23 protein-coding genes and 1 tRNA gene are annotated in these 22231 nt (G+C 68.8%); 12 read left to right on the forward strand and 12 right to left on the reverse strand.

Translation table 11 applies throughout. The features are described from left to right. Positions 1-12: 12 nt before the first annotated feature. Positions 13-1770: an acyl-CoA dehydrogenase family protein gene (locus ACTJLF_RS04810; RefSeq protein ID WP_126184580.1), complete on the forward strand. Its 1758-nt coding sequence runs from the start codon at positions 13-15 to the stop codon at positions 1768-1770. Between the two features lie 46 nt (positions 1771-1816). Beyond that, positions 1817-2311: a MarR family winged helix-turn-helix transcriptional regulator gene (locus ACTJLF_RS04815; RefSeq protein ID WP_126184581.1), complete on the forward strand. Its 495-nt coding sequence runs from the start codon at positions 1817-1819 to the stop codon at positions 2309-2311. Between the two features lie 24 nt (positions 2312-2335). Here the strand turns inward: ACTJLF_RS04815 and ACTJLF_RS04820 are convergent, their stop codons facing one another. After that, positions 2336-2989, reverse strand: a complete 654-nt coding sequence (locus ACTJLF_RS04820; RefSeq protein WP_019656137.1) for a TetR/AcrR family transcriptional regulator — start codon at positions 2987-2989, stop codon at positions 2336-2338. A 132-nt stretch (positions 2990-3121) separates the two neighbouring features. On the opposite strand from ACTJLF_RS04820, the gene ACTJLF_RS04825 reads away from it, so the two are divergent. The 5 genes from ACTJLF_RS04825 (at position 3122) to ACTJLF_RS04845 (ending at position 6499) form a co-directional block, all read left to right on the forward strand. Further along, positions 3122-3559, forward strand: coding sequence for a VOC family protein (locus ACTJLF_RS04825; protein ID WP_132753636.1), 438 nt, complete (start codon positions 3122-3124; stop codon positions 3557-3559). A 43-nt stretch (positions 3560-3602) separates the two neighbouring features. Further along, entirely contained in the window at positions 3603-4130 is a 528-nt protein-coding gene (locus tag ACTJLF_RS04830) for an SRPBCC family protein (RefSeq protein ID WP_126184584.1), read from the forward strand. Positions 4131-4147: 17 nt separating this feature from the next. Beyond that, complete coding sequence (locus ACTJLF_RS04835) at positions 4148-4567, forward strand: VOC family protein (protein WP_440882606.1); 420 nt, start codon at positions 4148-4150, stop codon at positions 4565-4567. A 35-nt stretch (positions 4568-4602) separates the two neighbouring features. Beyond that, the gene (locus ACTJLF_RS04840; protein WP_019656141.1) at positions 4603-6069 is read left to right on the forward strand and encodes a DHA2 family efflux MFS transporter permease subunit; all 1467 of its coding nucleotides are present in this window, start codon (positions 4603-4605) and stop codon (positions 6067-6069) included. A gap of 70 nt (positions 6070-6139) precedes the next feature. Next, complete coding sequence (locus ACTJLF_RS04845) at positions 6140-6499, forward strand: DUF1428 domain-containing protein (RefSeq protein ID WP_019656142.1); 360 nt, start codon at positions 6140-6142, stop codon at positions 6497-6499. A gap of 43 nt (positions 6500-6542) precedes the next feature. Here ACTJLF_RS04845 and ACTJLF_RS04850 read toward each other — a convergent pair whose 3' ends face one another. The 3 genes from ACTJLF_RS04850 to ACTJLF_RS04860 form a co-directional block, all read right to left on the reverse strand. After that, entirely contained in the window at positions 6543-7301 is a 759-nt protein-coding gene (locus ACTJLF_RS04850; protein WP_019656143.1) for a sulfite exporter TauE/SafE family protein, read from the reverse strand. 86 nt (positions 7302-7387) lie between these two features. After that, positions 7388-8233, reverse strand: a complete 846-nt coding sequence (locus ACTJLF_RS04855) for an intradiol ring-cleavage dioxygenase (RefSeq protein WP_132753630.1) — start codon at positions 8231-8233, stop codon at positions 7388-7390. A 133-nt stretch (positions 8234-8366) separates the two neighbouring features. Further along, positions 8367-9968 (reverse strand): ArnT family glycosyltransferase, encoded by a 1602-nt coding sequence (locus tag ACTJLF_RS04860; protein ID WP_440882607.1) that lies wholly within the window; start codon positions 9966-9968, stop codon positions 8367-8369. Between the two features lie 201 nt (positions 9969-10169). On the opposite strand from ACTJLF_RS04860, the gene ACTJLF_RS04865 reads away from it, so the two are divergent. Next, positions 10170-11090 carry a LysR family transcriptional regulator gene (locus ACTJLF_RS04865; protein ID WP_440882608.1) on the forward strand — a complete coding sequence of 307 codons (921 nt, stop codon included), beginning with the start codon at positions 10170-10172 and terminating at the stop codon, positions 11088-11090. Positions 11091-11325: 235 nt separating this feature from the next. Beyond that, positions 11326-11799 (forward strand): DoxX family protein, encoded by a 474-nt coding sequence (locus tag ACTJLF_RS04870; RefSeq protein ID WP_019656147.1) that lies wholly within the window; start codon positions 11326-11328, stop codon positions 11797-11799. Between the two features lie 117 nt (positions 11800-11916). Here the strand turns inward: ACTJLF_RS04870 and ACTJLF_RS04875 are convergent, their stop codons facing one another. Next, positions 11917-12630: a Crp/Fnr family transcriptional regulator gene (locus tag ACTJLF_RS04875; RefSeq protein WP_019656148.1), complete on the reverse strand. Its 714-nt coding sequence runs from the start codon at positions 12628-12630 to the stop codon at positions 11917-11919. A 67-nt stretch (positions 12631-12697) separates the two neighbouring features. Between ACTJLF_RS04875 and ACTJLF_RS04880 the strand changes: the two genes are divergently transcribed. The 3 genes from ACTJLF_RS04880 (at position 12698) to ACTJLF_RS04890 (ending at position 15329) form a co-directional block, all read left to right on the forward strand. Further along, positions 12698-14407: an adenylate/guanylate cyclase domain-containing protein gene (locus tag ACTJLF_RS04880; protein WP_440882609.1), complete on the forward strand. Its 1710-nt coding sequence runs from the start codon at positions 12698-12700 to the stop codon at positions 14405-14407. Positions 14408-14527: 120 nt separating this feature from the next. After that, the gene (locus tag ACTJLF_RS04885; protein WP_019656150.1) at positions 14528-14917 is read left to right on the forward strand and encodes a hypothetical protein; all 390 of its coding nucleotides are present in this window, start codon (positions 14528-14530) and stop codon (positions 14915-14917) included. Positions 14918-14948: 31 nt separating this feature from the next. After that, positions 14949-15329, forward strand: coding sequence for a hypothetical protein (locus ACTJLF_RS04890; protein ID WP_019656151.1), 381 nt, complete (start codon positions 14949-14951; stop codon positions 15327-15329). 9 nt (positions 15330-15338) lie between these two features. Here the strand turns inward: ACTJLF_RS04890 and ACTJLF_RS04895 are convergent, their stop codons facing one another. From ACTJLF_RS04895 to ACTJLF_RS04925, 7 genes are all read right to left on the reverse strand, one after another. After that, positions 15339-16403, reverse strand: a complete 1065-nt coding sequence (locus ACTJLF_RS04895) for a maleylacetate reductase (protein WP_440882610.1) — start codon at positions 16401-16403, stop codon at positions 15339-15341. Positions 16404-16570: 167 nt separating this feature from the next. After that, positions 16571-17608 (reverse strand): RNA 3'-terminal phosphate cyclase, encoded by a 1038-nt coding sequence (gene rtcA / locus ACTJLF_RS04900; protein WP_440882611.1) that lies wholly within the window; start codon positions 17606-17608, stop codon positions 16571-16573. Beyond that, positions 17601-18455, reverse strand: a complete 855-nt coding sequence (locus ACTJLF_RS04905) for a nucleotidyltransferase domain-containing protein (protein WP_440882612.1) — start codon at positions 18453-18455, stop codon at positions 17601-17603. Before ACTJLF_RS04905 ends, rtcA begins: the two co-directional genes overlap by 8 nt. Positions 18456-18495: 40 nt before the next feature. Next, positions 18496-19455, reverse strand: a complete 960-nt coding sequence (locus ACTJLF_RS04910) for a ribonuclease Z (protein WP_440882613.1) — start codon at positions 19453-19455, stop codon at positions 18496-18498. A gap of 158 nt (positions 19456-19613) precedes the next feature. After that, on the reverse strand, positions 19614-20114 hold the full coding sequence (locus ACTJLF_RS04915; RefSeq protein ID WP_440882614.1) for a zinc-ribbon domain containing protein: 501 nt from the start codon (positions 20112-20114) through the stop codon (positions 19614-19616). A 98-nt stretch (positions 20115-20212) separates the two neighbouring features. Further along, positions 20213-21442 carry an RtcB family protein gene (locus tag ACTJLF_RS04920; RefSeq protein ID WP_126184596.1) on the reverse strand — a complete coding sequence of 410 codons (1230 nt, stop codon included), beginning with the start codon at positions 21440-21442 and terminating at the stop codon, positions 20213-20215. Between the two features lie 337 nt (positions 21443-21779). After that, a tRNA-OTHER gene (locus ACTJLF_RS04925) sits at positions 21780-21921 on the reverse strand. Positions 21922-22231: the final 310 nt, after the last annotated feature.

The raw sequence follows: 22231 nt of genomic DNA on the forward strand, positions 1-22231 counted from the left end.
AACGAGCCTCCGATGGATTACCAGCCCCGCCCCGACGACATCCGCTTCCTGCTGAACGCGGTGCTCGACGCCCCCGCGCGCCTTGCCGCGCTCGCGCCCTTTGCCGAAGTCGACGAGGCGCTGCAGTCGCAGGTGCTCGAGGAGGCGGGTCGATTCGTCGGGGAGGTGGTGGCGCCGATCAACCGCGGCGGCGACGAGATCGGCTGTCGCTTCTCGGACGGCGACGTCGTCTCACCACCGGGCTTCCGCGATGCGTACCAGGCCTTCGTCGACGGCGGCTGGCCCGCTCTCTCGGCCGCGCAGGAAGACGGCGGCCAGGGCCTGCCGGCGGTGCTGGAAGCGGTGCTCTACGAATGGCTGGCCGCGGCCAACCATGGCCTCACGATGGCGCCGGGCCTGCTGCATGGCGCGTACGCCTGCCTCAAGCACCACGGCAGCGAGGAGCTGAAGCAGCGCTACCTGCAGAAGATCGCGACCGGCGAATGGCTCGCGACCATGTGCCTCACCGAGGCCCACGCGGGAAGCGACCTGGGACAGGTGCGCACGCGCGCGGTCCCGCAAGCCGACGGCAGCCTGCGGGTGAGCGGCAGCAAGATCTTCATCTCCGGCGGCGAGCATGACCTGACGCCGAACATCGTCCACCTCGTGCTGTGCCGCCTGCCCGATGCGCCGGCCGGGCCCAAGGGTCTGTCCCTCGCACTGGTGCCCAAGCTGCTGCCCGACGGCACGCGCAACGCGGTGCACTGCGAGCGCATCGAGGAAAAGATGGGCCTGCACGGCAGCCCCACCTGCAGCATGCGCTTCGACGAGGCCACCGGCTGGCTGGTCGGCGAACCGGGCCGTGGGCTGGCCGCGATGTTCGTGATGATGAATTCGGCGCGGCTGCACGTGGCGCTGCAGGGCATCGGCCTGCTCGACGCGGCCTGGCAGAAGGCCGACGCCTATGCTGCCGAGCGCCGCCAGATGCGCGCGCCGGGCCCCGTGCCCGCCAGCCGCGGCGGCGAGAGCGCCGACCTGATCGCGGAGCACCCGGCGGTGCGCCGCATCCTCGACACGCAGCGCGCCTGGATCGACGGCGCGCGCGCCATCGCCTATCGCAGCGCGCTGATGCTCGACGTGGCCGAACACGACGCCGACCCCAAGGCCCGCGAGCGCGCACAGCGCTGGTGCTCGCTGGTCACGCCGGTGCTCAAGGCCGCGTGCACGCACCAGGCCTTCCACGGCGCGAGCGAGTGCCTGCAGGTATTCGGCGGGCACGGCTACGTGCGCGAGTGGGGCATCGAGCAGATCGTGCGCGACTCGCGGGTGACCATGATCTACGAGGGCACCAACGAGATCCAGGCCATCGACCTGCTCGTGCGCAAGGTGCTGCCGGACGCCGGCGCCGCCATGTCGGCCGTGCTGCTGGAGCTGCGCGACACGCTGGACGCCTCTCGCGAGGCCGACGCCGACGTGCAGCGCCGGCTGGCGCAGCTGCGCTACATGGGCACCACCATCGCGATGGCGGCGCATGCCAACCCGGTGCTGCCGTACGAGGTGGCCGACGACTACCTGCGCGTGACCATGCTCGCGCTGATGGCGTGGGCCTGGGCGCGCATCGAGGCTGCGGCGCCGCAGGATGCGGCCAGGGCCCGCGCGGGCGCAGCCTTCCGTCGCTGGGTGCTGCCGGAGTTCGAGATGCGCATGGGCATCATCAAGCGCTCCTGCGAGACGGTGGCGCTGACACACGCGGCCCAGGCGGCCGCGCCCGGCGCCGGTGTCTCCAACTAGCCACTCCGGGCATTCGCGGCAGTCGGCGCGGGGTTACGCTCGGGCCATGGCCTCCAACCCGAAATCCGCTTCCGCCAAAGGCGAACAGGCCGCGGCGCCGCAAGGCAGCAAGCCCGACCGGCTCGACGCGCGCATGCTCGAAACCCTGGTCGGCTACAACGCCCGCCGGGCCTGGCTGATCGTCAGCGCCTTCTTCGCGGAGCGCATGGCGCCCTACGGGCTCAAGCAGATCGACTTCTCGGTGCTCTCGCTGCTGGCCCACAACCCGGGCGCCACCTCGCGGCAGCTGTGCAATGCGCTGGATATCCTGCCGCCCAACCTGGTGAGCCTGGTGGCCACGCTCGACAGCCGCGGGTTGATCGAGCGCCGCCCTCATCCGCACGACGGGCGAGCCGTCGGCCTGCATCTCACTGCCGCCGGAGAAACATTGATCCGCGAGGCGGAGCAGACCGTGATCCAGCTCGAGGCCGATGCCAGCGCCAAGCTCACGGCACGGGAGCGCGAGACGCTGATACGGCTGCTGCAGAAGATCTATCTGTAGAAACGGTCCGTCGAAGCGCCGGCCTCAGAGGCCCCGCTCGACCATGTCGATGAGCTGCTGGCCCAGCTTGTAGGCCGCCTCGGGCGGTATCTCGCGCAGCGGCCCGTCGATGATGAGCAGCGCCAGCCCATGCACCGCGCTCCAGGCGCAGTACTCGGCGTTCGGGCGCCGCGCCGGGTCGAGCACGCCGGCGTCCACCAGCCGGTCGATGGCCTTCCCCAGCAGCTGGAACGGATCGAGCCCGCTCTCGCCGGCCTTGCCGGGGCCGAGTTCGCCGCGGCCTTCGTCGGAGATCACGAAGGCGGTGCGAAACAGGCCCGGCTCGGCCTGGGCGAAACGCAGGTAGGCGGTGCCGACGGCGCGCACCTGGCCGCGCGCGAAGTCGGCGGGGGGCTGGTCGCAGGGCTGGGCCGCCAGTTCCTTTTCCATGGCCTGCGCCGCCGCCGCCAGCGCCGCCTCGCGCACCGCGAGCAGCAGCTCCTGCCGGCTGCCGAAATGCCGGTAGGCCGCGTTGGGCACCACGCCGACGCGCCGGGTGGCCTCGCGCAACACGACCGCGTCGGGACCGCCGTCGCGGGCCAGTTCGATGCCTGCTTCCAGCAGCGCCCGGCGCAGATCGCCGTGGCGATACGTGCTGCGCGCGGGCGGCAGGCTTTCGGGGACGTTGTTGAGCTTCATCGCTTCTCCATGTGGACACTGTCCATTATCTCTGTTATTCTTTGTGGACGGTGTACACAAAGTAATCCGATTGTTTGCGGCCCATGACACCGGCGGGCCTCCGAGTCACCTCACCAGTCCAAAGGAATCGTCATGAAAGTCCAGTCGTATCTCTCGTTCGAAGGCCGCTGCGACGAAGCGCTCGGCTTCTACAGGAAGGCGCTCGGCGCCGAGGTCACGCAGCTCATGCGCTACAAGGAAGCGCCCGCGGGCGCTCCGTCGGAAACCGAAGAAACCGGCTGCGCCGGCGGCATGCCCGATGCCGAGAAGGTGATGCACGCGGTGTTCCGCATCGGCGAGACCGAGCTGATGGCCTCCGACGGCCGCTGCTCGGGCCAGCCGAAGTTCGAGGGCATCATGCTCGCGCTCACCGCCAGCACCGACGCCGAAGCCGTCAAGTGGTTCGACGCGCTGGCCGAAGGCGGCCAAGTCATGCAGCCGCTGATCCCGACCTTCTTCACTTCCAAGTTCGGCATGCTGACCGACCGCTTCGGCGTGGGCTGGCTGCTGGTGGTCGCGCAGCCGGGCTGACCGGCCTTTCCCTCGCATCAGGATCCCAGAGAAAGCTCCACCCATGCTCAAGAAAATCGCCCTCGTCGTCGTGCTCGCGATCGCCGCGCTGCTGATCTATGCGGCCACCCGGCCCGACACATTCCGCGTCGAACGCACCGCGCGCATCGAGGCTCCGGCCGAGAAGATCTTTCCGCTGATCGACGACTTCCACCGCTGGGGCACCTGGTCGCCCTACGAGAAGCTCGACCCCGCCATGAAGCGCAGCTTCGGCGGCAGCGCGAGCGGCAAGGGCGCGACCTATGCGTGGGAAGGCAACGACAAGGCGGGCGCGGGCCGCATGGAGATCGTGGAGTCCGCGCCTTCGTCGAAGGTCGCGATCAAGCTCGACTTCATCAAGCCCTTCGAGGGCCACAACACCGCCGAATTCACGCTTCAGCCCCAGGGCGGCGCGACGCAGGTCACCTGGGCCATGTACGGCCCGAGCCCCTACATCGCCAGGCTCATGGGCATCTTCTTCAACATGGACCAGATGATCGGCAAGGACTTCGAGACGGGTCTTGCCAACCTGAAGGCCGCCACCGAAAAGTAACCGCGAAAGGAAACGCCATGCCCAACATCCACGCCTACCTCACCTTCGACGGCAACGCAGCCGAGGCCATGCGCTTCTACGAGAAGACGCTCGGCGGCACCATGCAGATGATGATGACCGTCGGCGACGCGCCCGACACCGAGCAGTTCCCGCCCGAGGCGAAGAAGCGCCTCATGCATGCCTCGCTCGCCTACGGCGGCGGCATCCTGATGGCCTCCGACTCCATGCCCGGCCAGCCGTACCAGGGCATGAAGGGCTTCGGCGTCGCGCTGACCATCGAGACCGTGGCCGAGGCTCGGCGCGTCTTCGACGCCTTCGCCGATGGCGGCCATGTGGGCATGCCCTTCGAGAAAACCTTCTGGGTCGAAGGCTTCGGCATGGTGACCGACCGCTTCGGCACCCCGTGGCTCATCAACGGCGGCAAGCCGCTGGTCTGAGTCCCTCACCCTCCACTCCAAGAAATCCGCTTCCCATGACCAACCAACTCGACAGCCGCAAGCGCTGGCTCGCATTGATGGTGCTGTGCCTGGGCGTCCTGATGATCGTGCTCGACACCACCATCGTGAACGTGGCACTGCCCTCGATCCGTACCGACCTGGGCTTCACCGAGACCTCGCTGGTCTGGGTGGTGAACGCCTACATGCTGACCTTCGGCGGCTTCCTGCTGCTCGGGGGCCGGCTGGGCGACCTGTACGGCCATCGCCGCGTGTTCCTCGCGGGCCTGGTGCTGTTCACGCTGGCATCGCTGGCCTGCGGGGTCTCGACCTCGCAGGGCCTGCTGGTGACGGCGCGCGCGGTGCAGGGCCTGGGCGGCGCGGTGGTGTCGGCCGTGTCGCTCTCGCTGATCATGAATCTCTTCACCGAACCGGCCGACCGCGCCAAGGCGATGGGCGTGTACGGCTTCGTGTGCGCCGGCGGCGGCAGCATCGGTGTGCTGCTGGGCGGCCTGCTCACGAGCACGCTGAGCTGGCACTGGATCTTCCTGGTGAACCTGCCGATCGGCGTGGCGGTGTATGCGCTGTGCGTGGCGCTTCTGCCCAGCGCGCGCGGCCATGCGCACGGCGAGAAGCTCGACGTGGCGGGCGCCATCACCGTGACGCTGTCGCTCATGCTCGCGGTGTACGGCGTGGTCAACGGCAACGAGGCCGGCTGGGGCTCCACGCAGACCCTGGGCCTGCTTGGCGCCGCGGTGGTGCTGCTGGCGATCTTCATTGCCATCGAAGCGCGCGTGCAGCATCCGCTGATGCCGCTGGGTCTCTTCAAGCTGCGCAGCGTGTCGGTGGCCAACGTGGTCGGCGTGCTGTGGGCAGCGGCCATGTTCGCGTGGTTCTTCATCTCGGCGCTCTACATGCAGCTGGTGCTGAACTACACGCCGATGCAGATCGGCCTGGCCTTCCTGCCGGCCAACATCATCATGGCGGTGTTCTCGCTGGGCCTGTCGGCCAGGATCGTGATGCGCTTCGGCATCCGCAAGCCGCTGGCGGCGGGACTGTGGCTCGCGGCCATCGGGCTGGCGCTGTTCGCGCGCGCGCCGGTCAACGGCAGCTTCGCGCTCGACGTGCTGCCCGGCATGATGCTGCTGGGCCTGGGCGCGGGCATGGCCTTCAACCCGGTGCTGCTGGCCGCGATGAGCGAGGTGAGCCCCTCCGACTCGGGCCTGGCCTCGGGCGTGGTCAACACCTCCTTCATGATGGGCGGCGCGCTGGGCCTGGCCGTGCTGGCCAGCGCCGCCGCCGCGCGCTCCGCATCGATGGAAGCTGCCGGTGCGCAGCTGCCGCTGGCACTCACCGGCGGCTACAACCTCGCGTTCCTCGTCGGCGCCGTGTTCGCGGCGGTGGCGGGTCTGCTCGGTGCCTTGCTGCTTCGCTCCGCCATGCCGGGGCAGACGCAGAACAACGAAGAAACAGCAGCACCCCACGAAACGGCGGCCTCGCAATGAGCGGCGACCTGCCATGCAACCGCCGGTCTTCTTTCTTCAACGGTTCCACAGACTCTTCAGGAGAACAACCATGGCTCGCTATGTAGACGGCTTCGTCCTCGCCATTCCCTCGGCCAACGTCGAGGCCTACCGCAAGCTGGCGCGCAAGGCCGGCAAGGTGTGGATGGAGTACGGCGCACTCGAATACGTGGAGTGCATCGCCGACGACGTGAAGCCGGGCAAGCTCACATCATTTCCGCAGAGCGTGAAACAGAAGCCCGACGAGACCGTCGCCTTCTCGTGGATCGTCTACAAGTCGCGCAAGCACCGCGACGCCGTCAACGCGAAGGTCATGGCCGACCCTCGCATCACGGGGATGGACCCCAAGACCATGCCCTTCGACAGCAAGCGGATGATCTTCGGCGGCTTCAAATCCATCGTTGAGTTCTAGGCTCGCCCCCAGGCTTCGCGCACTTCGTGTCGCTTCGCCGGCCTCAGGCCAGAAAGCCGTCATAGACGAGCTTGAGTCCTGTCAGGAACATTCCCAGATACACGAAGCGATAGAACCACGTCGCATCGATGCGCCGCGCGATGCGGATGCCGACCCATACGCCCAAGGGCGCGATCGGCATCAGCACCAGCGAGGTGGCCAGCGTGCGGAAGTCGAGCAGGCCGAGCCATGCGTAGGGAATCCACTTGCTCAGGTTCACCACGAAGAAGAAGTAGGCCATGGTGGCCGTGAAGATCACCGGCGAGAGCCGCAGCGGAATGACGTAGGCGTTGATCGGCGGCCCGCCCGCGTGCGCGATGAAGCTGGTGAAGCCCGACACCGTCGTCAGCACCGCGCCGACGCCGCGCGAGGGCAATGGATCGTCGGGCTTGGGCGGAAAGAGCAGGCGCTGCGCCAGGAAGAGCAGCGTGAACACGCCGACGATGCCCGCCACCGTGTGCGCCGAGAGCACGCGGAACAGCAGCGTGCCGATCGCCGTGCCCAGCAGCCCGAACGGAATCAGGAACTTCAGCAGCGTGCGGTCGAAGTCGCGCCGGAACGCCGCGAGGCCCAGCAGGTCCATCAGCAGCAGCAGCGGCATCAGGATGGCGGCCGCCTGCGGCACCGTGACGGCCAGCGCCATCATCGGCACCGCGAGCGAGCCGAAGCCCGCGCCGAAGCCGCTCTTGCTGATGCCGAGCAGCAGCACGGCGGGAATGGCGACCGCGTAGAAGTACGGGTCGGTGATCAGGGGAAAAGCCATGGGGAAGGAAGACAAGAGAAAACCCGCCTGGGAGCGGGCTTGCCTTCCGAGCGTAGCAGCATGGCACCGCGCGTGCCGGCTGCGGGCTACCGCCGAGCTGTCTGCTTCAGCGGATTGAGCACGAAGTCGAAGTCCAGGCGCCAGCGGCCGTTGTCCTGCTTCTTCCATGGCGCGACCAGCGACTGGCGCACCGCGAACACCGCATCCGAATCCAGGTACTCGTCGCCGTCGCGGAACACGTGCGTGATGAGCCGCTCGTAGCCCGGCGCCTCGATCTTGAAGTGCAGGTGCGCGGGCCGCCACGGGTGTCGCCTGGTCGCGCGCAGCAGGTCGCCCACCGGCCCGTCGACGGGGATCGGGTACGCCACCGCCACCACGCTGCGGAAGTGCAGCGAACCGTCGGGCCCGGTGCGCAGCGTGCCGCGGTTCTCCGCATGGTCGAGGCCGGCGTGCTGCACGTCGTAGTGGCCGCCCGCGTCGGCCTGCCACACGTCGACGACAGCATTCGCCACCGGCTCGCCGTCGAGACCGCGCACCGTGGCGAACACGTCGCAGGGCTCGCCCTCGGCGCCGTTGGCCACGTCGTCGCCGTGCTCGTACTCGGGCGCGCCCTCGAAGTAGAAGGGGCCGAACACGGTGGCCTCGGTACAGCCGGCCGGCTTGTCGTTGTTCATCGCGATGGTGAGCATCGACAGCCCCAGCACGTCCGACAGCAGGATGAACTCCTGCCGCTTGTCGTCACACTTCTGCCCGGTGGCCGTGAGGTACTGGATGCCCTGGAACCATTCTTCCTCGGTGAGCTTCACCTCGCGCGCGAAGGCGTGAAGGTGCTGCACCAGGCTGGTCAGGATCTCGCGCAGGCGCGGGTCGGGCGTGTCGGCGAAGCGCGCGAGCACGGCCTGGGTGATGTTGTCCTGGTTGAGGTTGCGCATCGTGGCTGTCTCCGTGTTGTCCGGTCGTCGATCGACCGCAAGGAACTGTAGGGCGGGCGACACGGCGCTTGAAGCGCCACGGTGCAAATGATTTTTCCGTGCAGCGGAAAGGTCGCCGGGCGCCGGGCCCGGGTCAGGGCGAAGCCGGCGGCAGGCAGCTTCGCAGCTCTTCCCGCACGTCGCTGCCCGGCAGGATGCCCCAGCGCACCCGAACGCTGCGCTCGTCGTCCTCGCCCGCCCAGGGCATGCGCAGGCTGCCGGTGCAGCTGGCGGTGGCCAGCAGCGGCTCCAGCAGGGCGCCTTCGGAGCGGAATTCGGGCGTGTCGAGGATCAGCACCATGCCGCCCTCGCGCGCCAGTGCATCGGGCGGCAGCCATGGCGAGGTGCGCGGGTCGCCGTCGATCAGCAACTGCACGTCAGGGTCCATGTGCAGCACCACCGCGCCGGCGAACCAGGTGTCGCCCACCATGAGCCGCAGCGGGCGGTCGCCCGCGCGCTCGCGCCATACGGCCTGGACGGCCTCGGCGATCCGGCCGGAAGGCAGGTTGGCGCGCGTGATGTAGCCGTGGCGCGCACTCCAGACGCCGTCGACCCAGGCCTGGCCGAACGATCCGGCAACGTGCAGGACGGCGGCCGCGACGAGCGTGCCGATCCATCGGCGGCGCGTCCAGCGCTCGGCCTCCAGGCCCGGCACCACCATCACCGCCCATACGGCGACCGGCAGGAAGAAGGTGCTGAGCCACGAAGCCACGAGGCGCATGTTGAAGAGCACCGACATCGCCAGCACCAGGCACACCGGCCCGAAGGTCGCCCAGGCGAGGAAGCGCCGGTCGAAGCCGTCGCGTGCCGTCTTCTGATCCTGCACGGCGCCTCTTTCGCGCATGAACCAGGCCCAGGCCACGAAAAGAAGCATCGGCGACAGCCGGGCGACCTGCACCAGCAGGATGCGAAGCGGCCGCGGATGCACGTGCTTGAGCAGCGGCCCCGAGGGGTGCATCGAGTGCCGCGCGTAGCCGATGGTCTGGTCGCCGTGCTGCAGCAGCCATGCAAGGTGCGGCGCCATCAGCAGCAGCGCCACGCCGGCAGCGCGCAGCAGGTCGCGGCGCACGCGCGCATCGCGCCACGAGCCCTCCCAGGCGATGAAGCCCGCACCCACCGCGAACTGCACCAGGGCGCTGTACTTGGTGAGCATCGACAGCGCCGCGAACACGCCGAGCCAGAGCCAGTCGAAGCGGCCGCCTGCCGAAGGCGTGCGCAGCACGCGCCAGAGCATCCACCAGTAGCCCGCCATGGGCAGCAGCTGCACCGTGTTGTGGTTGAAGATGGTGGCGCGCTGCACGTGGTACGTCACAAGCGAGCCGAGCAGCACCGCCAGCGCCGCCCGCATCGGCGGCATCATGCCCAGCGACCAGCGCCACATGATGTAGAGCGCGCCCACGCCGCAGCCCACGCCCGCTGCATAGGTCAGCCAGGGCTGGCGGCCGGCCAGCAGGACCGGCAGGCCCATCAGCCAGCTCGGCAGCGGCGGGTGCTTGTAGTAGCCCCATTGCATGCTGCCGCCCCAGAAGAGCTCCTCGACGTTGTCCCAGGGCGGGGTCTCGTAGAAGCCGGCCATGGGCAGCGTCCAGAGCACGACCAGCGCCAGCAGCGCGATGACGACGGCGCCGTTCAGGGAAAGATGCCGAGCGGGAGCGGGCTCCGGACGGGCGCCGGGAAGGAAGGGCCAGGAATTCATTGCCTCCCTTTGTAAAGCTTCCGGCCTAACGGGACCTGACTGGAACCGGCTTTCGCCTGGCACCCGCGCGCGCCCCGCCCAGGGCGCGCCACATAGAATCCCCAGCCTGCCCGCCCGCAGGCGTCCGGGGCCCGGTTCAGCCCCGCGATCGGTCCGGCGAGAACCGCGCACGGCAGGCAAGCCCGGAGACAAAGAACGCCCATGGACCGCTGGACCGAAATCGCCCTGCTCGTGCAGATCGCCGATGCCGGCAGCCTGAGCCGCGCCGCCGAGGCGCTGGGCCTCTCGAACGCGGCCGCGAGCCGCCACCTGAGCGCGCTCGAGGAACGGCTGGGCGCGCGGCTGGTCGAGCGCAACACGCGCCGGCTCTACCTCACCGACACCGGCCGCGAGTTCTGCGGCCGCGCCCGCACCATCCTGGCCGACCTTTCGGACGCCGAATCGGCGGTGAACGCCACCGCGCTCAACCCCACGGGCACGCTGCGCGTGACGGCCTCGCTGTCGTTCTCGATCCACCACATCGCGCCGCTGCTGCGCGAGTACACCGACCGCTACCCCGGCGTGACGGTGCACGTGGAGGCGGCCAACCGCTACTTCGACCTGATCGACAACAACATCGACGTGGCGATCCGCACCCGCGAGTTCGAGCCCGATTCGAACGTGACCATCCGCCGGCTCGGCGAGACGCGGCGCATCCTGGCCGCCTCGCCGCGCTACTTCGCGCAGCACGGCTTCCCGAAGACGCTGCAAGAGCTGAAGCAGCACAAGCTGCTGATCTACACCCACGCCAACAACCCGAACGAGCTGCGCTTTCGCCGCGGGAACGAGACGCACACGGTGTCGGTCACCGGCCTGCTCGAATCGAACGACGGGCAGGTGCTGCGCGCGGCGGCGCTCGACGGCATGGGCATCCTGGTGCAGCCCACCTACATCGTCTACGACGACATCGTGGCCGGCCGGCTGGTGCCCACGCTGGACGACTGGGACCTGCCGCACCTGACCATCAACCTGGCCTACCCGAGCCGCAAACACCTGTCGGCCAAGGTGCGCAGCTTCATCGACTTCATGGCGGCGCACTTCCAGAAGATGGAATACGAGCGCAAGTGGACCGGGAGGTTCTAGGCTCGCCCCCAGGCTGCGCGCAATTCGCGCCGCTTTGCCGCCCTCGGCCGCGGCGACACCTTCGGCCCCGCAAACCGGTTGCGCCGCGTTCCACGAAAGGGAACGCGCCGCAGCCAATGCTTGAAACATGTGCGTAAACGCACATCCCCGCCTTTCGCAGCCCCGCACACTGGAACCGCAACCGTCGCATCCCGCGGCGGGCCCACCGTCTGTTTCCACCCTGCAAGGATCTGCCATGAACACCCAGGCCACCGCCGCCAACACCCCGCGTGCGCCGATCGCGTCGCCGCTGTCCGCCCTCTCCCCCTCCTCGCTGGACGATTCCGGCAAGCTGCTGATCCGCGTAACGGTCGGCTTCCTGGTGCTGCTGCACGGCATCTTCAAGCTCTCGGCCGGCGTGGGCTTCATCGCCGGCATGCTGGCCAAGGCCGGCCTGCCGGGCGGCATCGCCTACCTGGTCTACGTCGGCGAGATCGTCGCGCCGCTGCTGATGATCGCGGGCCTCTACACCCGCGCCGCCGCAGGCGTGGTGGTCATCAACATGCTGGTGGCCTTCGGCCTGGTGCACATGGCCGACTTCTTCGCGCTGACCAAGCAGGGCGGCTGGGCGCTGGAACTGCAGGGCCTGTACCTGTTCGGCGCGCTGACCGTGGTGCTGCTGGGCGCCGGCCGCTTCTCGCTGGGCGGCACCAAGGGCCGCTGGAACTGAGCTAGCCGGCGAATCATTCGTGGAACACCGCGCAACCGGCTTTGCCGGGCCGCAGTGTTGCTCCCGGAAGGGGGTCTGGCGCAGCGACCCGAAGCGCGCGAAGCCTCAGGGAAAGCCTCAATCGCCGCGTACCTGGGAGACCATCTGCTCCAGGCGGGCCACGTCGGCGACCAGAAGGGCCTTGTCGTCCTTGCTCAGGACGCCGCTGCGCGCCAGCGCGTTGAGCTCGCGGGTCACCTGCTCGCGGTTGGTGCTGATCTGGCTGGCCAGCGCCGCGTGCTTGGGCGCCGGGTCGAGCCGGGCCTGGTTGCCCTCGACGCCGGCAGCGCGGGCCAGGCGCAGCAACTCGGCATGCAGCCGGTTCTGCACGCCCAGGGTGCTCAGGTCGATCACCCGCTCCGACAGCTGCCGCACCAGCGTCGCCAGCCGCAGCATCACCCGGCCGGCCACCAGGGGCTCGTCGCGCAGAAGGGCCATGAAGGAGGCCCGGTCGAGGCTGGCGACCACGCTGGGCTCCAGCGTGACCACGTCGGCGGAGCGCGGGCCGCCGTCGATGGCGGAAATGTCTCCGAAGTGCTCGCCGGCTTCGGAATCGCGGAAGGTCACCTGCCGGCCATTGGCCGAGTAGGTCGTCACCCTCACCCGGCCCGAGACCAGCAGGAACACCTCGCCCTGCTGCTCGGCGCGCAGCAGCAGGGGCTTGCCGGCCTCCACGCTGTGCCACAGGCATTGCTGGGCCAGCAGGTCCAGCCGCTGGTCTGAAAGGCCTTCGAGCAACGCGATCTGGCGAAGCGCAAGGCTGGAACGGGGGGTAGGTTCGGGTCTGGCCATGCCGGGGGTCGGTGGTCAACGGGGATGGGCGCGCGGATTATGCTCGGGTGCCGCTTCGAACCCGTTCATGGCCAGACGTTCCCCTGAAGCCCCCTCCGACGCCTCCCCCGCCGCCGCGTTCTCGCTGAAACCGCCCACGCGGCGCAATCTGCGCTGGGCGAGCGGGCTGGTGCTGATGGCCTACGTCACGCTGCACCTGCTGAACCATTCGCTGGGCGTCTATTCGTTCGCCGCCGCCGAGACCATGCTGCGCGGCGTACAGGCCTTCTGGCACACCATCGCGGGCACCGCCCTGCTCTATGGCGCGGCCGCCACGCACCTCGCGCTGGCCGTGGTCGCCCTGTGGGAGCGGCGCACCCTGCGCATGCCCCCGCTCGAAGGCCTGCGCGTGGCGCTGGGTTTCGCGCTTCCGCTGTTGCTGGCCACTCACCTCACGGCCATGCGCGGCGCCTACCAGGCCTACGGCATCGAGGGTTCGTACGTACGCGTGGTCTGGGGGCTGTGGGACTGGCAGGGCGCCGCCGCGCAGCTGCTGATGCTGCTTGCGGCCTGGACCCACGGCTGCCTGGGCCTGCACTTCGCGCTGCGGGCCAAGCCGGCATGGCGGCGCTTCTCGCACCTGCTGCTGGCGGTGGCCGTGGTGCTGCCGCTGTCCGCCGCGATGGGCTTCGTTTCGATGGGGCGCGAGTTCCAGTGGACCGGCGTGCCGCCGGCCGCCCTGCCCACGGCCGAGCAGTCCAAGGCCCTGGGCACCGCCGAGAACGCGATCAAGTGGGGCTACGGCCTGGCGCTGGCCGCGCTGCTGGCGGCGCGCTGGGGCCGCAACAGCTTCTCGCGCTGGTCGCGCCAGCCGCAGGTGGCGCTGCGCTACCCCGGCCGCACGGTACAGGTTCCGCGCGGGTGGAGCGTGCTGGAGGCGAGCCGCTCCCACGGCATCGACCACGTCTCGATCTGCGGCGGACGGGCGCGCTGCTCCACCTGCCGCGTGCGCGTGGCCGGCCCTGCCGAGCACATCGGCGAGCCGGGCCGCGACGAGCGGCGCACGCTCGACAGGGTGCGCGCGCCGGCCGACGTGCGGCTGGCCTGCCAGTTGCGCCCGCGCGGCGACATCGAGGTCACGCCGCTGTTCGCGCCGCTGCCCAACGAGGGCCGGCCCGCGCCGGTGGGCAGCTTCGGGCGCGAGCGCGACGTGGCGATCCTCTTCGTCGACCTGCGGCGGTGGTCGGGCCTGTCGGAGCGGCAGTGGCCCTTCGACCTGGCCTACGTGCTCGACCGCTACTTCGCCACCGTGGGCGCGGCCGTGCGCGAAAGCGGCGGCGTGCCCAACCAGTTCATCGGCGACAGCGTGATGGCGATCTTCGGCCTCGACTGCGACCTGCCCACCGCCTGCAGGCAGGCGATGCGCGCGACCGAGCTGATCGGCCAGCGCATGGACGCGTGGAGCGAAGGCTTCGAGGCGCAGTTCGGCCAGCGGCTGGAGTTCGGCATGGGCCTGCACGCGGGCCGTGCGGCGGTGGGCGAAGTGGGCTACCTGGAGACCACCACCTTCACCGCCATCGGCGAGGTGGTCAACACCGCGAGCCGGCTGCAGGACCATTCGAAGACCGCCGCCTCGCGCCTCGTGGTGTCGCTCTTCGCGGCCGAGCGGGCCGGCATGGCGCACGCCATGGGCGAGGCCGAAGTGCTGAAGGTGCGGGGCCGCTCGGAGCCCCTGGCGGTGCTGTACGCGCCGCAGGTGACGGCGACCGCGACTGCGGCGACAACGGCCTCCCTCTAGCTGCCAGTTGGCGAAAGCGGTGCGCAAACGCACATCGCGAACCACGATGCGGTTTCACACTGCATCCCGTGGCAACGACGAATGTCCGCCGCCCACACAGTCAGCAAAGGGACTCGCATCATGAACACCAAGCAACGCATCGCCGCTCTCTCCGCCATCGCATTCGCCATGCTCGGCGCAGCGGGCGCGGTCCACGCCGAAACCTATGAAGGCGTGCATCCGATCACCTCCGCCGCCAGCCGCGCCGACGTGCATGTCCAAGCCGTGGCCGCCGCGCGCACCGACAACCCCTATGCCGACGGCGCCAGCGCCGGCCCCGCCCCGGTGATCGCCTCGTCGACCAGCCGCGCCGCCGTGCGCGCCGAAGCCGTCGCCGCAGCGCGTGCCGACAACCCCTACGCCGAAGCCGCTTCGTCGGGCGTGGCCCCGATGGTGGCCAGCACCGTCGACCGCGCCGCCGTGCGTGCCGCTGCCCGCGCTGCCGCCCGTGGCGACGCACTGCCGCTCTGATCGGCCCGAACCACTCGAAAGGAATCTCGCAATGAACAACAAGCAACGCATCGCCGCATCCGCCCTCGCCGCAGCCTTCGCCATGCTGGGCGCGGCCGGCGCCCACGCCGAAGCCTATGAAGGCGTGCAGCCCCTCACCTCTTCCGCCAGCCGCAGCGACGTGAAGGCCGAAGCCGTGGCCGCGACGCGCGAAGGCAACCGCTATTCGGACGCCGCCGCCGAAGGCGCCGTGGCCTTCAGTTCCACGCTCGACCGCGCCACCGTGCGCGAGCAAGCCGTGGCCGCTGCCAACAACCCGCTGCAGAGCCTGGACCGCCGCGCCTTCTACCGCGACGAAGTGCCCGCGGCCTACAGGAAGCCCAGCGTCTCGTTCACGCGGCAGGCCAGCCTGCCGAGCACGGCACGCCCCTGACGCGCGGGCTCAGGGCCGCACGCCTTCCCAGGCGTTCTGCAGAAGCGCGCGGATCGCCGCGCGCTCCAGCGGGCGCGGGTTGGGGTACTGGTTCTTGAGCGCGTACTCGCAGGCCAGGTCGAGATCGGCCTCCTTCATGCCGATGTCGCGCAGCGCGACCGGCGCGCTGTTGTCGCGGGCCAGGTCGTACACGGCCTGCGCGGCGCTGCCGCTTCCAGCCAGCGCCTTCACGATCTTCGCCATGGCTTCGGGCGCCGCCGCGTCGTTGTAGGCCAGCGCATGCGGCAGCACGATGGTGTGCGTCTCGGCATGCGGCAGGTTGAAGCTGCCGCCCAGCGTGTGGCACAGCTTGTGGTGAAGCGCCATGCCGACATTGCCCAGCACCGTGCCGCACAGCCATGCGCCGTAGAGCGCGTCGCTGCGGGCGGCCGGGTCCTTGGGCGTGGCGCGGATGGCCGGCAGCGCGCGGCCCAGCGCGGCGATGCCCTCCTGCGCCATCAGGTCCATGATCGGGTTCGAGTCGACCGCATAGAGTCCTTCGGCCGCGTGCGCGATGGCGTTGATGCCGCTGGTCACGCTCATGCCCACGGGCAGCCCGAGCGAGAGCTCGGGGTCGTAGATCACGGTGCGCGGCAGCACCCGGAAGTCCTTGCCCGTCTTCTTCATGCCGGCTTCGGTGATGCCGTAGATCGGCGTCATCTCGGAGCCCGCGTAGGTGGTCGGGATGGCAAGGATCGGCAGGCCCGAATCGAGCGCGATGGCCTTGCCCAGCCCGGTGGTGGAGCCGCCTCCGATGGCGACGGCGCAGTCGGCGCCGAGCTTGCCGGCCACCTCCCTCGCCTCGCGTGCGGTCTCGATGGGCACGTGCATCACGGCGCGGTCGAACACCCCCGCCGCATGGGCGCCGAGCATGTCGGCCACGCGCTCGGCCTGCGGGCGCTGCTCGGGCGTCGAGAGCACCAACGCCCGGCGCGCGCCGAGCGCATCGATCTCGCGGGCCAGGTGCTGCAGCGAACCTGCGCCGAAAACCACCCGCTGGGGTGCGCTGGTGTAGATGAACGAGGGTGTGGTCATGGCCTGGTGCCCTGTCTCCGGTGTCTCCGATAGATGTCTGCCTGGACGAATCCGTCCGCCCCCCGGCCCGTGCCGGGCCACCACGATACGCCGGCTCGCCCGCAGTTCAATGGCGGAAAACGGAAAGCAGTTTTCCGCCAGCCGCAGACACCGGCCGTGCACCCGCCTCAGGCCGGCGCGACCTGCACCGTGCAGGCCTGGCGGCTCTCGGCGATCGCGAAGCGTACCGGCAGGAAGCGCTCGATCACCGCGCAGTTGGTGCGCGTGTGCTCGGTCACCTCGCTGCAGGTGAAGGCGCATTCCTTCTTGCCCTGCCACGCCGCGAGCGCCAGCAGCAGCGCCAGTTGGTCCGCCAGGTGCGGGCCCACGGCCGCCTCGCTCTTCTGGAACGAGCGCAGCTCCTTCACCAGCCCGTGCGCGACCTGCTCGGCGCTCAGCGACTTCTCGCCGAAGGCGGTGAAAACCTCGGTCACGTGCTCGTAGGCCAGCGTGGCAAGCAGCGCATTGCCCGGACCTTCGTTCTGGCGCACCGAGCCGAAGCGCAGCTGCTCGCCCGACCAGCCCATCGCGCCGCCCAGCGTTTCGAGCTCGCGCGTCGGCACATGGCGCGGGATGCCGGGCGCCAGGCATTCGGCGTAGTTCGACTGGTGCGCACCGCGCGCCATCAGGTCGAAGGGCCGCAGCGCACCGGCTGCGGGCACGATGACCGCCTCGACCTCCCCACCGCCGGCCGGATAAAAGCCGCAGCGGCGCAGCGTCAGTTGCAGGTCCGCACCCAGTCGGCGCACCAGCGGGGCAAACGCACGCTCCAGGAAATGGAACGGCGGCGCCATCGGGTTGTGCGTGCCGCCGCTCAGGTGCACGCGGCTCTGCGAACCGGCGAGCAGCAGAGGCGGAAGCACCGTCTGCAGCACAAGCATGCAGCTGCCCGCGCCAGAAATCGCGAAGCGGTACTCGCCAGCGCGCACCGGGCCGGGCGCGAAACGCAGCGACTGCGAACCGAGCTCGGCGCCATCGACTTGCGCGCCGCTGATGGCAGCGGCCGCGTTCACGCAGGCGAGGTGCTGTCGCATCAGGCCCGGCTTGGCGCGACCGGCGCGGATCTTCTCGATGGCCATCGGCTGGCCCGTGACCATCGACAGCGCGAGGCTGGTGCGCAGGATCTGGCCGCCGCCCTCGCCCTGGGAACCGTCGAGTTCAACCATGCGGTGCCTCCTCCTGCTTCTTCCGCTGCTCGAAACGCAGCACGGTCTCGTGCAGGAAGTCATCGAGTCCTGCCTCCTCGGCACGCGGCAGTGGCGCCACCGACTCCACCGCGTTGGCCGCCAGCTCGGCTTCGATGAACGCATGGATGCCGCTCCAGCGCGGGCTGGTCGCGGCCTCGCCGGCGCGCATCTTCACTTCGAGCAGTGCGTTGATCTCGGCGATCAGCGCGGCGTCGCGGACCGGGTCGAGCGTGCGCTGAGCGAGGTCGGCGAAGCGCATCGGCGGCACGCCGGGCTGCGTGCGGATCCAGCGCGCGGCCAGCAGCGGACGCAGCACGTAGAGGTACTTCTTGTAGCGAACCTCGTCGGCCTGCAGGTGCTCGCGGAAGTTCTTCTTCGCCATCGAGGCGTAGTGATGCCAGGCGCGTGCGTTGGAGAACACCGCCTCCGACAGTTCGCGAAAGCGTGGCATCGCCGCCGCGTCGTCGCGGTACACGACGGGCGAGCGCAGCCATTCGAGCAGCGTCGGATTCGACTCGCGCATGAGGCCCAGGGCCTTGCGCAGGTCCCAGCCGTTGATGTCGAGGTCGCCGCTGATCGGCACCTCGATCACGTCCCGGCGCGGCATCACCGTGAGGTACCACGGCGGGCGGTTCACGTAGATGAAGCGCACGTCGTAGTCGCTGTCGGGCGAGGCGAAGCCCCAGCCGCGGCTGCCGGATTCGCAGGCGAAGAGCACGGTCACGTCGTGCTTCGCCTCGATGTCGCTCAGCGCCTCCATGATCTGCGCGCGCATGGCGGGTTCGATCGGATGGGCGGAGCGCAGGAATTCTTCTTCGGTACTCATCTTCGGTTCTTCCTTCTTTTTCTTTCTTGTTTCTCTCTTCTCATCGGGCTCGCGTGACGGCCACTTCGCCGGCACTGTCGAGCTCGTAGACATCCAGGTCGCTGGCCAGGAACGCATGGCCGCGGTAGTGCGCCTGCGTCTCGGCCATCAGCGCCGCCATGCCCTCCTCGTTCTGGTGGCGCGCGCTGAAGTGCGTGAGGATCAGGTTCGGTACCTCGACCGACTGCGCGAACTCGGCCAGCAGGCGTGCCGAGCTGTGCATCGGGCCGGGCCCGACCTTGTCGAGCGCGTCCTGCGTGAAGGTGGCTTCATGCACCAGCAACTGCACTCCCTGGCAGGCATCTCGCAGCAACGAAGGTTCGGCGTTGTCGCCGCCGACAAGCACGCTGGCAGTGTCGACCTGCGTGTCGACGAAATCAGCGCTGCGCAGCAACTCGCCGTTGAAGGGCACGTCCTCACCGCTCTGCAATGCACGCCACGCAGGGCCGGGCGGAAGGCCGACGGCACGCAGCGCATCCGCCTTCAGCCGCACGCGCCGCGTTTGGGCCTGCACGCGGTACGCATGGCTGGGCACGCGATGCAGCAGCGCGTGGCGCTCGATGCGCACGCCGGGCGCCTCGTACACCAGTTGCTGCGCCTCGACATCCACATGCTCGACTTCGTAGGGCAGATGCAGGTCCGTCAGCATGCGCGTGGCCTCGAACCACTGCCACACCGGCAGCGGCGCGATCAGCTTCAGCGGCTTCGTCCGCTTGCCCATGCCTGCGCTCGCGAGCAGCCCCGGCAGCCCATAGCAATGGTCGCCGTGCACATGCGTGATGCACACGGCGGCCAGGTCGTTCAGAGAGAGCGGCGTCTGCAGCACGCGATGCTGCGTACCCTCGCCGCAGTCGACCAGGAACCAGTCGGCGCCGAGCACCGTCTGCACGGCAAGTCCGGAGACGTTGCGATGGCGCGTGGGGGTGCCGGAAGAGGTCCCCAGGAAAGTCAGTTTCATCATCGTCGTCAAGGCCATCGCTCCGTGTTCATCAGCGCACGCCTCGCCGCATCGGCGGCAACGCGCTCCCAGGCAAAGTATCGGCGACCGCCTTCTGGGCGGGCCGCCATCAGCTCATGCAGCTTCGCGAGGTTCGCTTCGCCGCCCCATCGCGCCATGGTCTAGATCGCCACGACGCGCAGGCTCCACCACTTGCTTTCAAGCGCGGCCTCGACCTCGGCGACGGCGCTCGCGGTCGGTTTTGCATCGCCCAGCGCACGAAGGCGATCCGTCTGCTCGCGCAGCAGGTTCGCGCCCGGCGGCGCGTTGCGCAGTCGCTCGCGGCGTGCGCGCCGGCACTCGAGGCATCGTGCGGCGCGGCTATCGATATGCCCGTGCACGACCTCGTACCACCACTTCTGCTGCTTGGCCGTCCACACTTCCTCAGCGCCGCAATCGCGGCAGGTGAAGGGGCGGTCCTCGTAGAAGGCGGGCAGCACGCCATAGGTGTTGTTGTATCGCTCGAGAACAGACCGATCCGCCGGCTCGCAGCCGAGGGCGAACGCGTAGTCGGTCTGCGGCAGACGGACATCTTTCTCTCGCAGACGTGCGGCCGATGCGGCGGCGCGCTCGAGGCGACGCGTCTTGATCTCAGCGCGCCGTTGCTTGTTGCTCTTCTTCATCTCTCGGACCTTTCCAATGCGCGAGTTGCCGCGAAGGAGGGCCCGAGCCCTTCGCTTCTACGGCATCCCCGCCACAAGGCCGTGCACCGGCCTCGCCTTCATCCCTTCACGCATACGACCTGCTTGAGCGTGTAGACCACCTCCACCAGGTCCTTCTGCGCATCCATCACCGCGTCGATGTCCTTGTAGGCCATCGGGATCTCGTCGATCACGTCGGCGTCCTTCCGGCATTCCACGCCTTCCGTCGCGGCGATCTGATCGGCCACCGTGTAGAGCTTCTTGGCCTTGGTACGGCTCATCTTTCGACCGGCGCCGTGGCTGCAGCTCATGAAGCTCTCGGGGTTTCCCTTTCCACGCACGATGTAGCTCTTGGCCCCCATGCTCCCCGGGATGATCCCCAGCTCGCCGGCCTTGGCGCTCACCGCACCCTTGCGGGTCACGAGCACGTCTTCGCCGAAGTGCGTCTCGCGGCTCACGTAGTTGTGATGGCAGTTCACCGCTTCCACGTGCGCCTCGAAAGGCTTGGTGATGACCTTGCGCGCGGCCGCGACCACGCGCTGCATCATCACTTCGCGGTTCGCTCGCGCGAACTTCTGGGCCCAGCCCACCGCGCGCACGTAGTCGCCGAAGTACTTGGCGCCCTCCTCGAAGTACGCCAGGTCCTGGTCGGGCAGGTTGCGCTGGTGCTGCTCGGCGTCCTTCTTCGCGAGTTCGATGAAGTGCGTGCCGATGGCGTTGCCCACGCCGCGCGAACCCGAGTGCAGCATGAACCACACCGATCCCGCCTCGTCCAGGCACACCTCGATGAAGTGGTTGCCCGTACCCAGCGTTCCCAGGTGCTTGTGGTTGTTGGTGTTCTTCAGGCGCGGGTAGTCTTCGCAGATCGCGTCGAACTCGTCCACCAGCCCGGCCCAGGCCACGTCGGTCTCGTTGGGAGGCGTCTCCCACGAGCCCTTGTCGCGGCCCATGCGCTTGGGGTTGGATCCATGCGGCACGGCCTTCTCGATCGCAGAGCGCAGCGGCCCCAGGTTGTCGGGCAGGTCGTTGGCATGCAGCGTGGTCTTGCACGCCATCATTCCGCAGCCGATGTCCACGCCCACCGCGGCCGGGATGATGGCCTTGAAGGTCGGTATCACCGACCCCACCGTCGCACCGATGCCGTAGTGCACGTCGGGCATGGCCGCGATGTGCTTGAAGACGATGGGCAGGCGCGCCGCGTTCTCGAGCTGCTTCTGCGCCTCGTCTTCCACGGGCACGCCGCGGGTCCACATCTTCACGGGAACGCCGTTGGCGACTTCGTGCAGGTTGTAGTTCTCGATCTGTTCCATATTTCTCTTTCCTTCTCTCTGTACCTGTCTGTCCATTCTTCACGAACGGCTGGTGGACACGGCGGGATTCGAACCCGCATCAATACGGCGACCGCGGTGCTTGAATCCAGCGGCCCAGTCGACGATTGGAAACGCGCGCCAGTGACAGACCCGTCATCGGAGCCAGCACCTGCATCCTCAACCTTGCTCGTCGACCAACTTGCCCGCCGCATCCGGTGCTACCCGGACTGCCGGCAACATCAACATTTTTGGCAGTGGCGCTCCCTTCTGTGCCTGCGTGCCCGAAAACAAAAAAGAGGTGACCAGGAGCGGCGGGTTCTGAACTGAGCTATCTGCCTGGGCAGACCGGGACTCGGACCCGGGACCTTCATGGCCAAGACCATGACGCTCTTACCTGTAAGCCCGCCTGCATTCACCCCAAAACAAAAAAAAGCAGCGACAAGAATCGACGAAACGGCGTGCTCTGACCACTGAGCTACGGTCTTCCGACCGACGGGAGTCGAACCCGCGACCACGAGATTAAGAGTCTGTAGTTCCGCCAGCATTCGCTGCAAAAAACAGTGCGACAAGGATGGCAAGACATGCCCACCAGTGAACTGGTGTCGGGGCTCGACCCCCGGGCGTCCAGATGTAGTCCTGCCTGCATTCGCACTTCAACTTGGCGTCCCCGTCCGGCGACTAACGTTCGATGTGAGGAGAACATGGTTGGATGTACTCACATCTGCATTCGCCGGACGACGACATCTATCAATTCGTGGGAGGAGTACCACGAGCCGAGCCCGCGGCACT

Origin of the sequence: Variovorax sp. 22077, from assembly GCF_052044195.1 — a bacterium.
Classification (GTDB): Bacteria; Pseudomonadota; Gammaproteobacteria; order Burkholderiales; family Burkholderiaceae_C; genus Variovorax; species Variovorax atrisoli.

What these genes read in the sequence shown, in the direction of transcription:
- ACTJLF_RS04810 (WP_126184580.1), top strand. Translation starts at nt 13, where the DNA reads ATGGATTACCAGCCCCGCCCCGACGACATCCGCTTCCTGCTGAACGCG.
- ACTJLF_RS04815 (WP_126184581.1), top strand. Translation starts at nt 1,817, where the DNA reads ATGGCCTCCAACCCGAAATCCGCTTCCGCCAAAGGCGAACAGGCCGCG.
- ACTJLF_RS04820 (WP_019656137.1), bottom strand. Translation starts at nt 2,989, where the DNA reads ATGAAGCTCAACAACGTCCCCGAAAGCCTGCCGCCCGCGCGCAGCACG.
- ACTJLF_RS04825 (WP_132753636.1), top strand. Translation starts at nt 3,122, where the DNA reads ATGAAAGTCCAGTCGTATCTCTCGTTCGAAGGCCGCTGCGACGAAGCG.
- ACTJLF_RS04830 (WP_126184584.1), top strand. Translation starts at nt 3,603, where the DNA reads ATGCTCAAGAAAATCGCCCTCGTCGTCGTGCTCGCGATCGCCGCGCTG.
- ACTJLF_RS04835 (WP_440882606.1), top strand. Translation starts at nt 4,148, where the DNA reads ATGCCCAACATCCACGCCTACCTCACCTTCGACGGCAACGCAGCCGAG.
- ACTJLF_RS04840 (WP_019656141.1), top strand. Translation starts at nt 4,603, where the DNA reads ATGACCAACCAACTCGACAGCCGCAAGCGCTGGCTCGCATTGATGGTG.
- ACTJLF_RS04845 (WP_019656142.1), top strand. Translation starts at nt 6,140, where the DNA reads ATGGCTCGCTATGTAGACGGCTTCGTCCTCGCCATTCCCTCGGCCAAC.
- ACTJLF_RS04850 (WP_019656143.1), bottom strand. Translation starts at nt 7,301, where the DNA reads ATGGCTTTTCCCCTGATCACCGACCCGTACTTCTACGCGGTCGCCATT.
- ACTJLF_RS04855 (WP_132753630.1), bottom strand. Translation starts at nt 8,233, where the DNA reads ATGCGCAACCTCAACCAGGACAACATCACCCAGGCCGTGCTCGCGCGC.
- ACTJLF_RS04860 (WP_440882607.1), bottom strand. Translation starts at nt 9,968, where the DNA reads ATGAATTCCTGGCCCTTCCTTCCCGGCGCCCGTCCGGAGCCCGCTCCC.
- ACTJLF_RS04865 (WP_440882608.1), top strand. Translation starts at nt 10,170, where the DNA reads ATGGACCGCTGGACCGAAATCGCCCTGCTCGTGCAGATCGCCGATGCC.
- ACTJLF_RS04870 (WP_019656147.1), top strand. Translation starts at nt 11,326, where the DNA reads ATGAACACCCAGGCCACCGCCGCCAACACCCCGCGTGCGCCGATCGCG.
- ACTJLF_RS04875 (WP_019656148.1), bottom strand. Translation starts at nt 12,630, where the DNA reads ATGGCCAGACCCGAACCTACCCCCCGTTCCAGCCTTGCGCTTCGCCAG.
- ACTJLF_RS04880 (WP_440882609.1), top strand. Translation starts at nt 12,698, where the DNA reads ATGGCCAGACGTTCCCCTGAAGCCCCCTCCGACGCCTCCCCCGCCGCC.
- ACTJLF_RS04885 (WP_019656150.1), top strand. Translation starts at nt 14,528, where the DNA reads ATGAACACCAAGCAACGCATCGCCGCTCTCTCCGCCATCGCATTCGCC.
- ACTJLF_RS04890 (WP_019656151.1), top strand. Translation starts at nt 14,949, where the DNA reads ATGAACAACAAGCAACGCATCGCCGCATCCGCCCTCGCCGCAGCCTTC.
- ACTJLF_RS04895 (WP_440882610.1), bottom strand. Translation starts at nt 16,403, where the DNA reads ATGACCACACCCTCGTTCATCTACACCAGCGCACCCCAGCGGGTGGTT.
- rtcA (WP_440882611.1), bottom strand. Translation starts at nt 17,608, where the DNA reads ATGGTTGAACTCGACGGTTCCCAGGGCGAGGGCGGCGGCCAGATCCTG.
- ACTJLF_RS04905 (WP_440882612.1), bottom strand. Translation starts at nt 18,455, where the DNA reads ATGAGTACCGAAGAAGAATTCCTGCGCTCCGCCCATCCGATCGAACCC.
- ACTJLF_RS04910 (WP_440882613.1), bottom strand. Translation starts at nt 19,455, where the DNA reads ATGATGAAACTGACTTTCCTGGGGACCTCTTCCGGCACCCCCACGCGC.
- ACTJLF_RS04915 (WP_440882614.1), bottom strand. Translation starts at nt 20,114, where the DNA reads ATGAAGAAGAGCAACAAGCAACGGCGCGCTGAGATCAAGACGCGTCGC.
- ACTJLF_RS04920 (WP_126184596.1), bottom strand. Translation starts at nt 21,442, where the DNA reads ATGGAACAGATCGAGAACTACAACCTGCACGAAGTCGCCAACGGCGTT.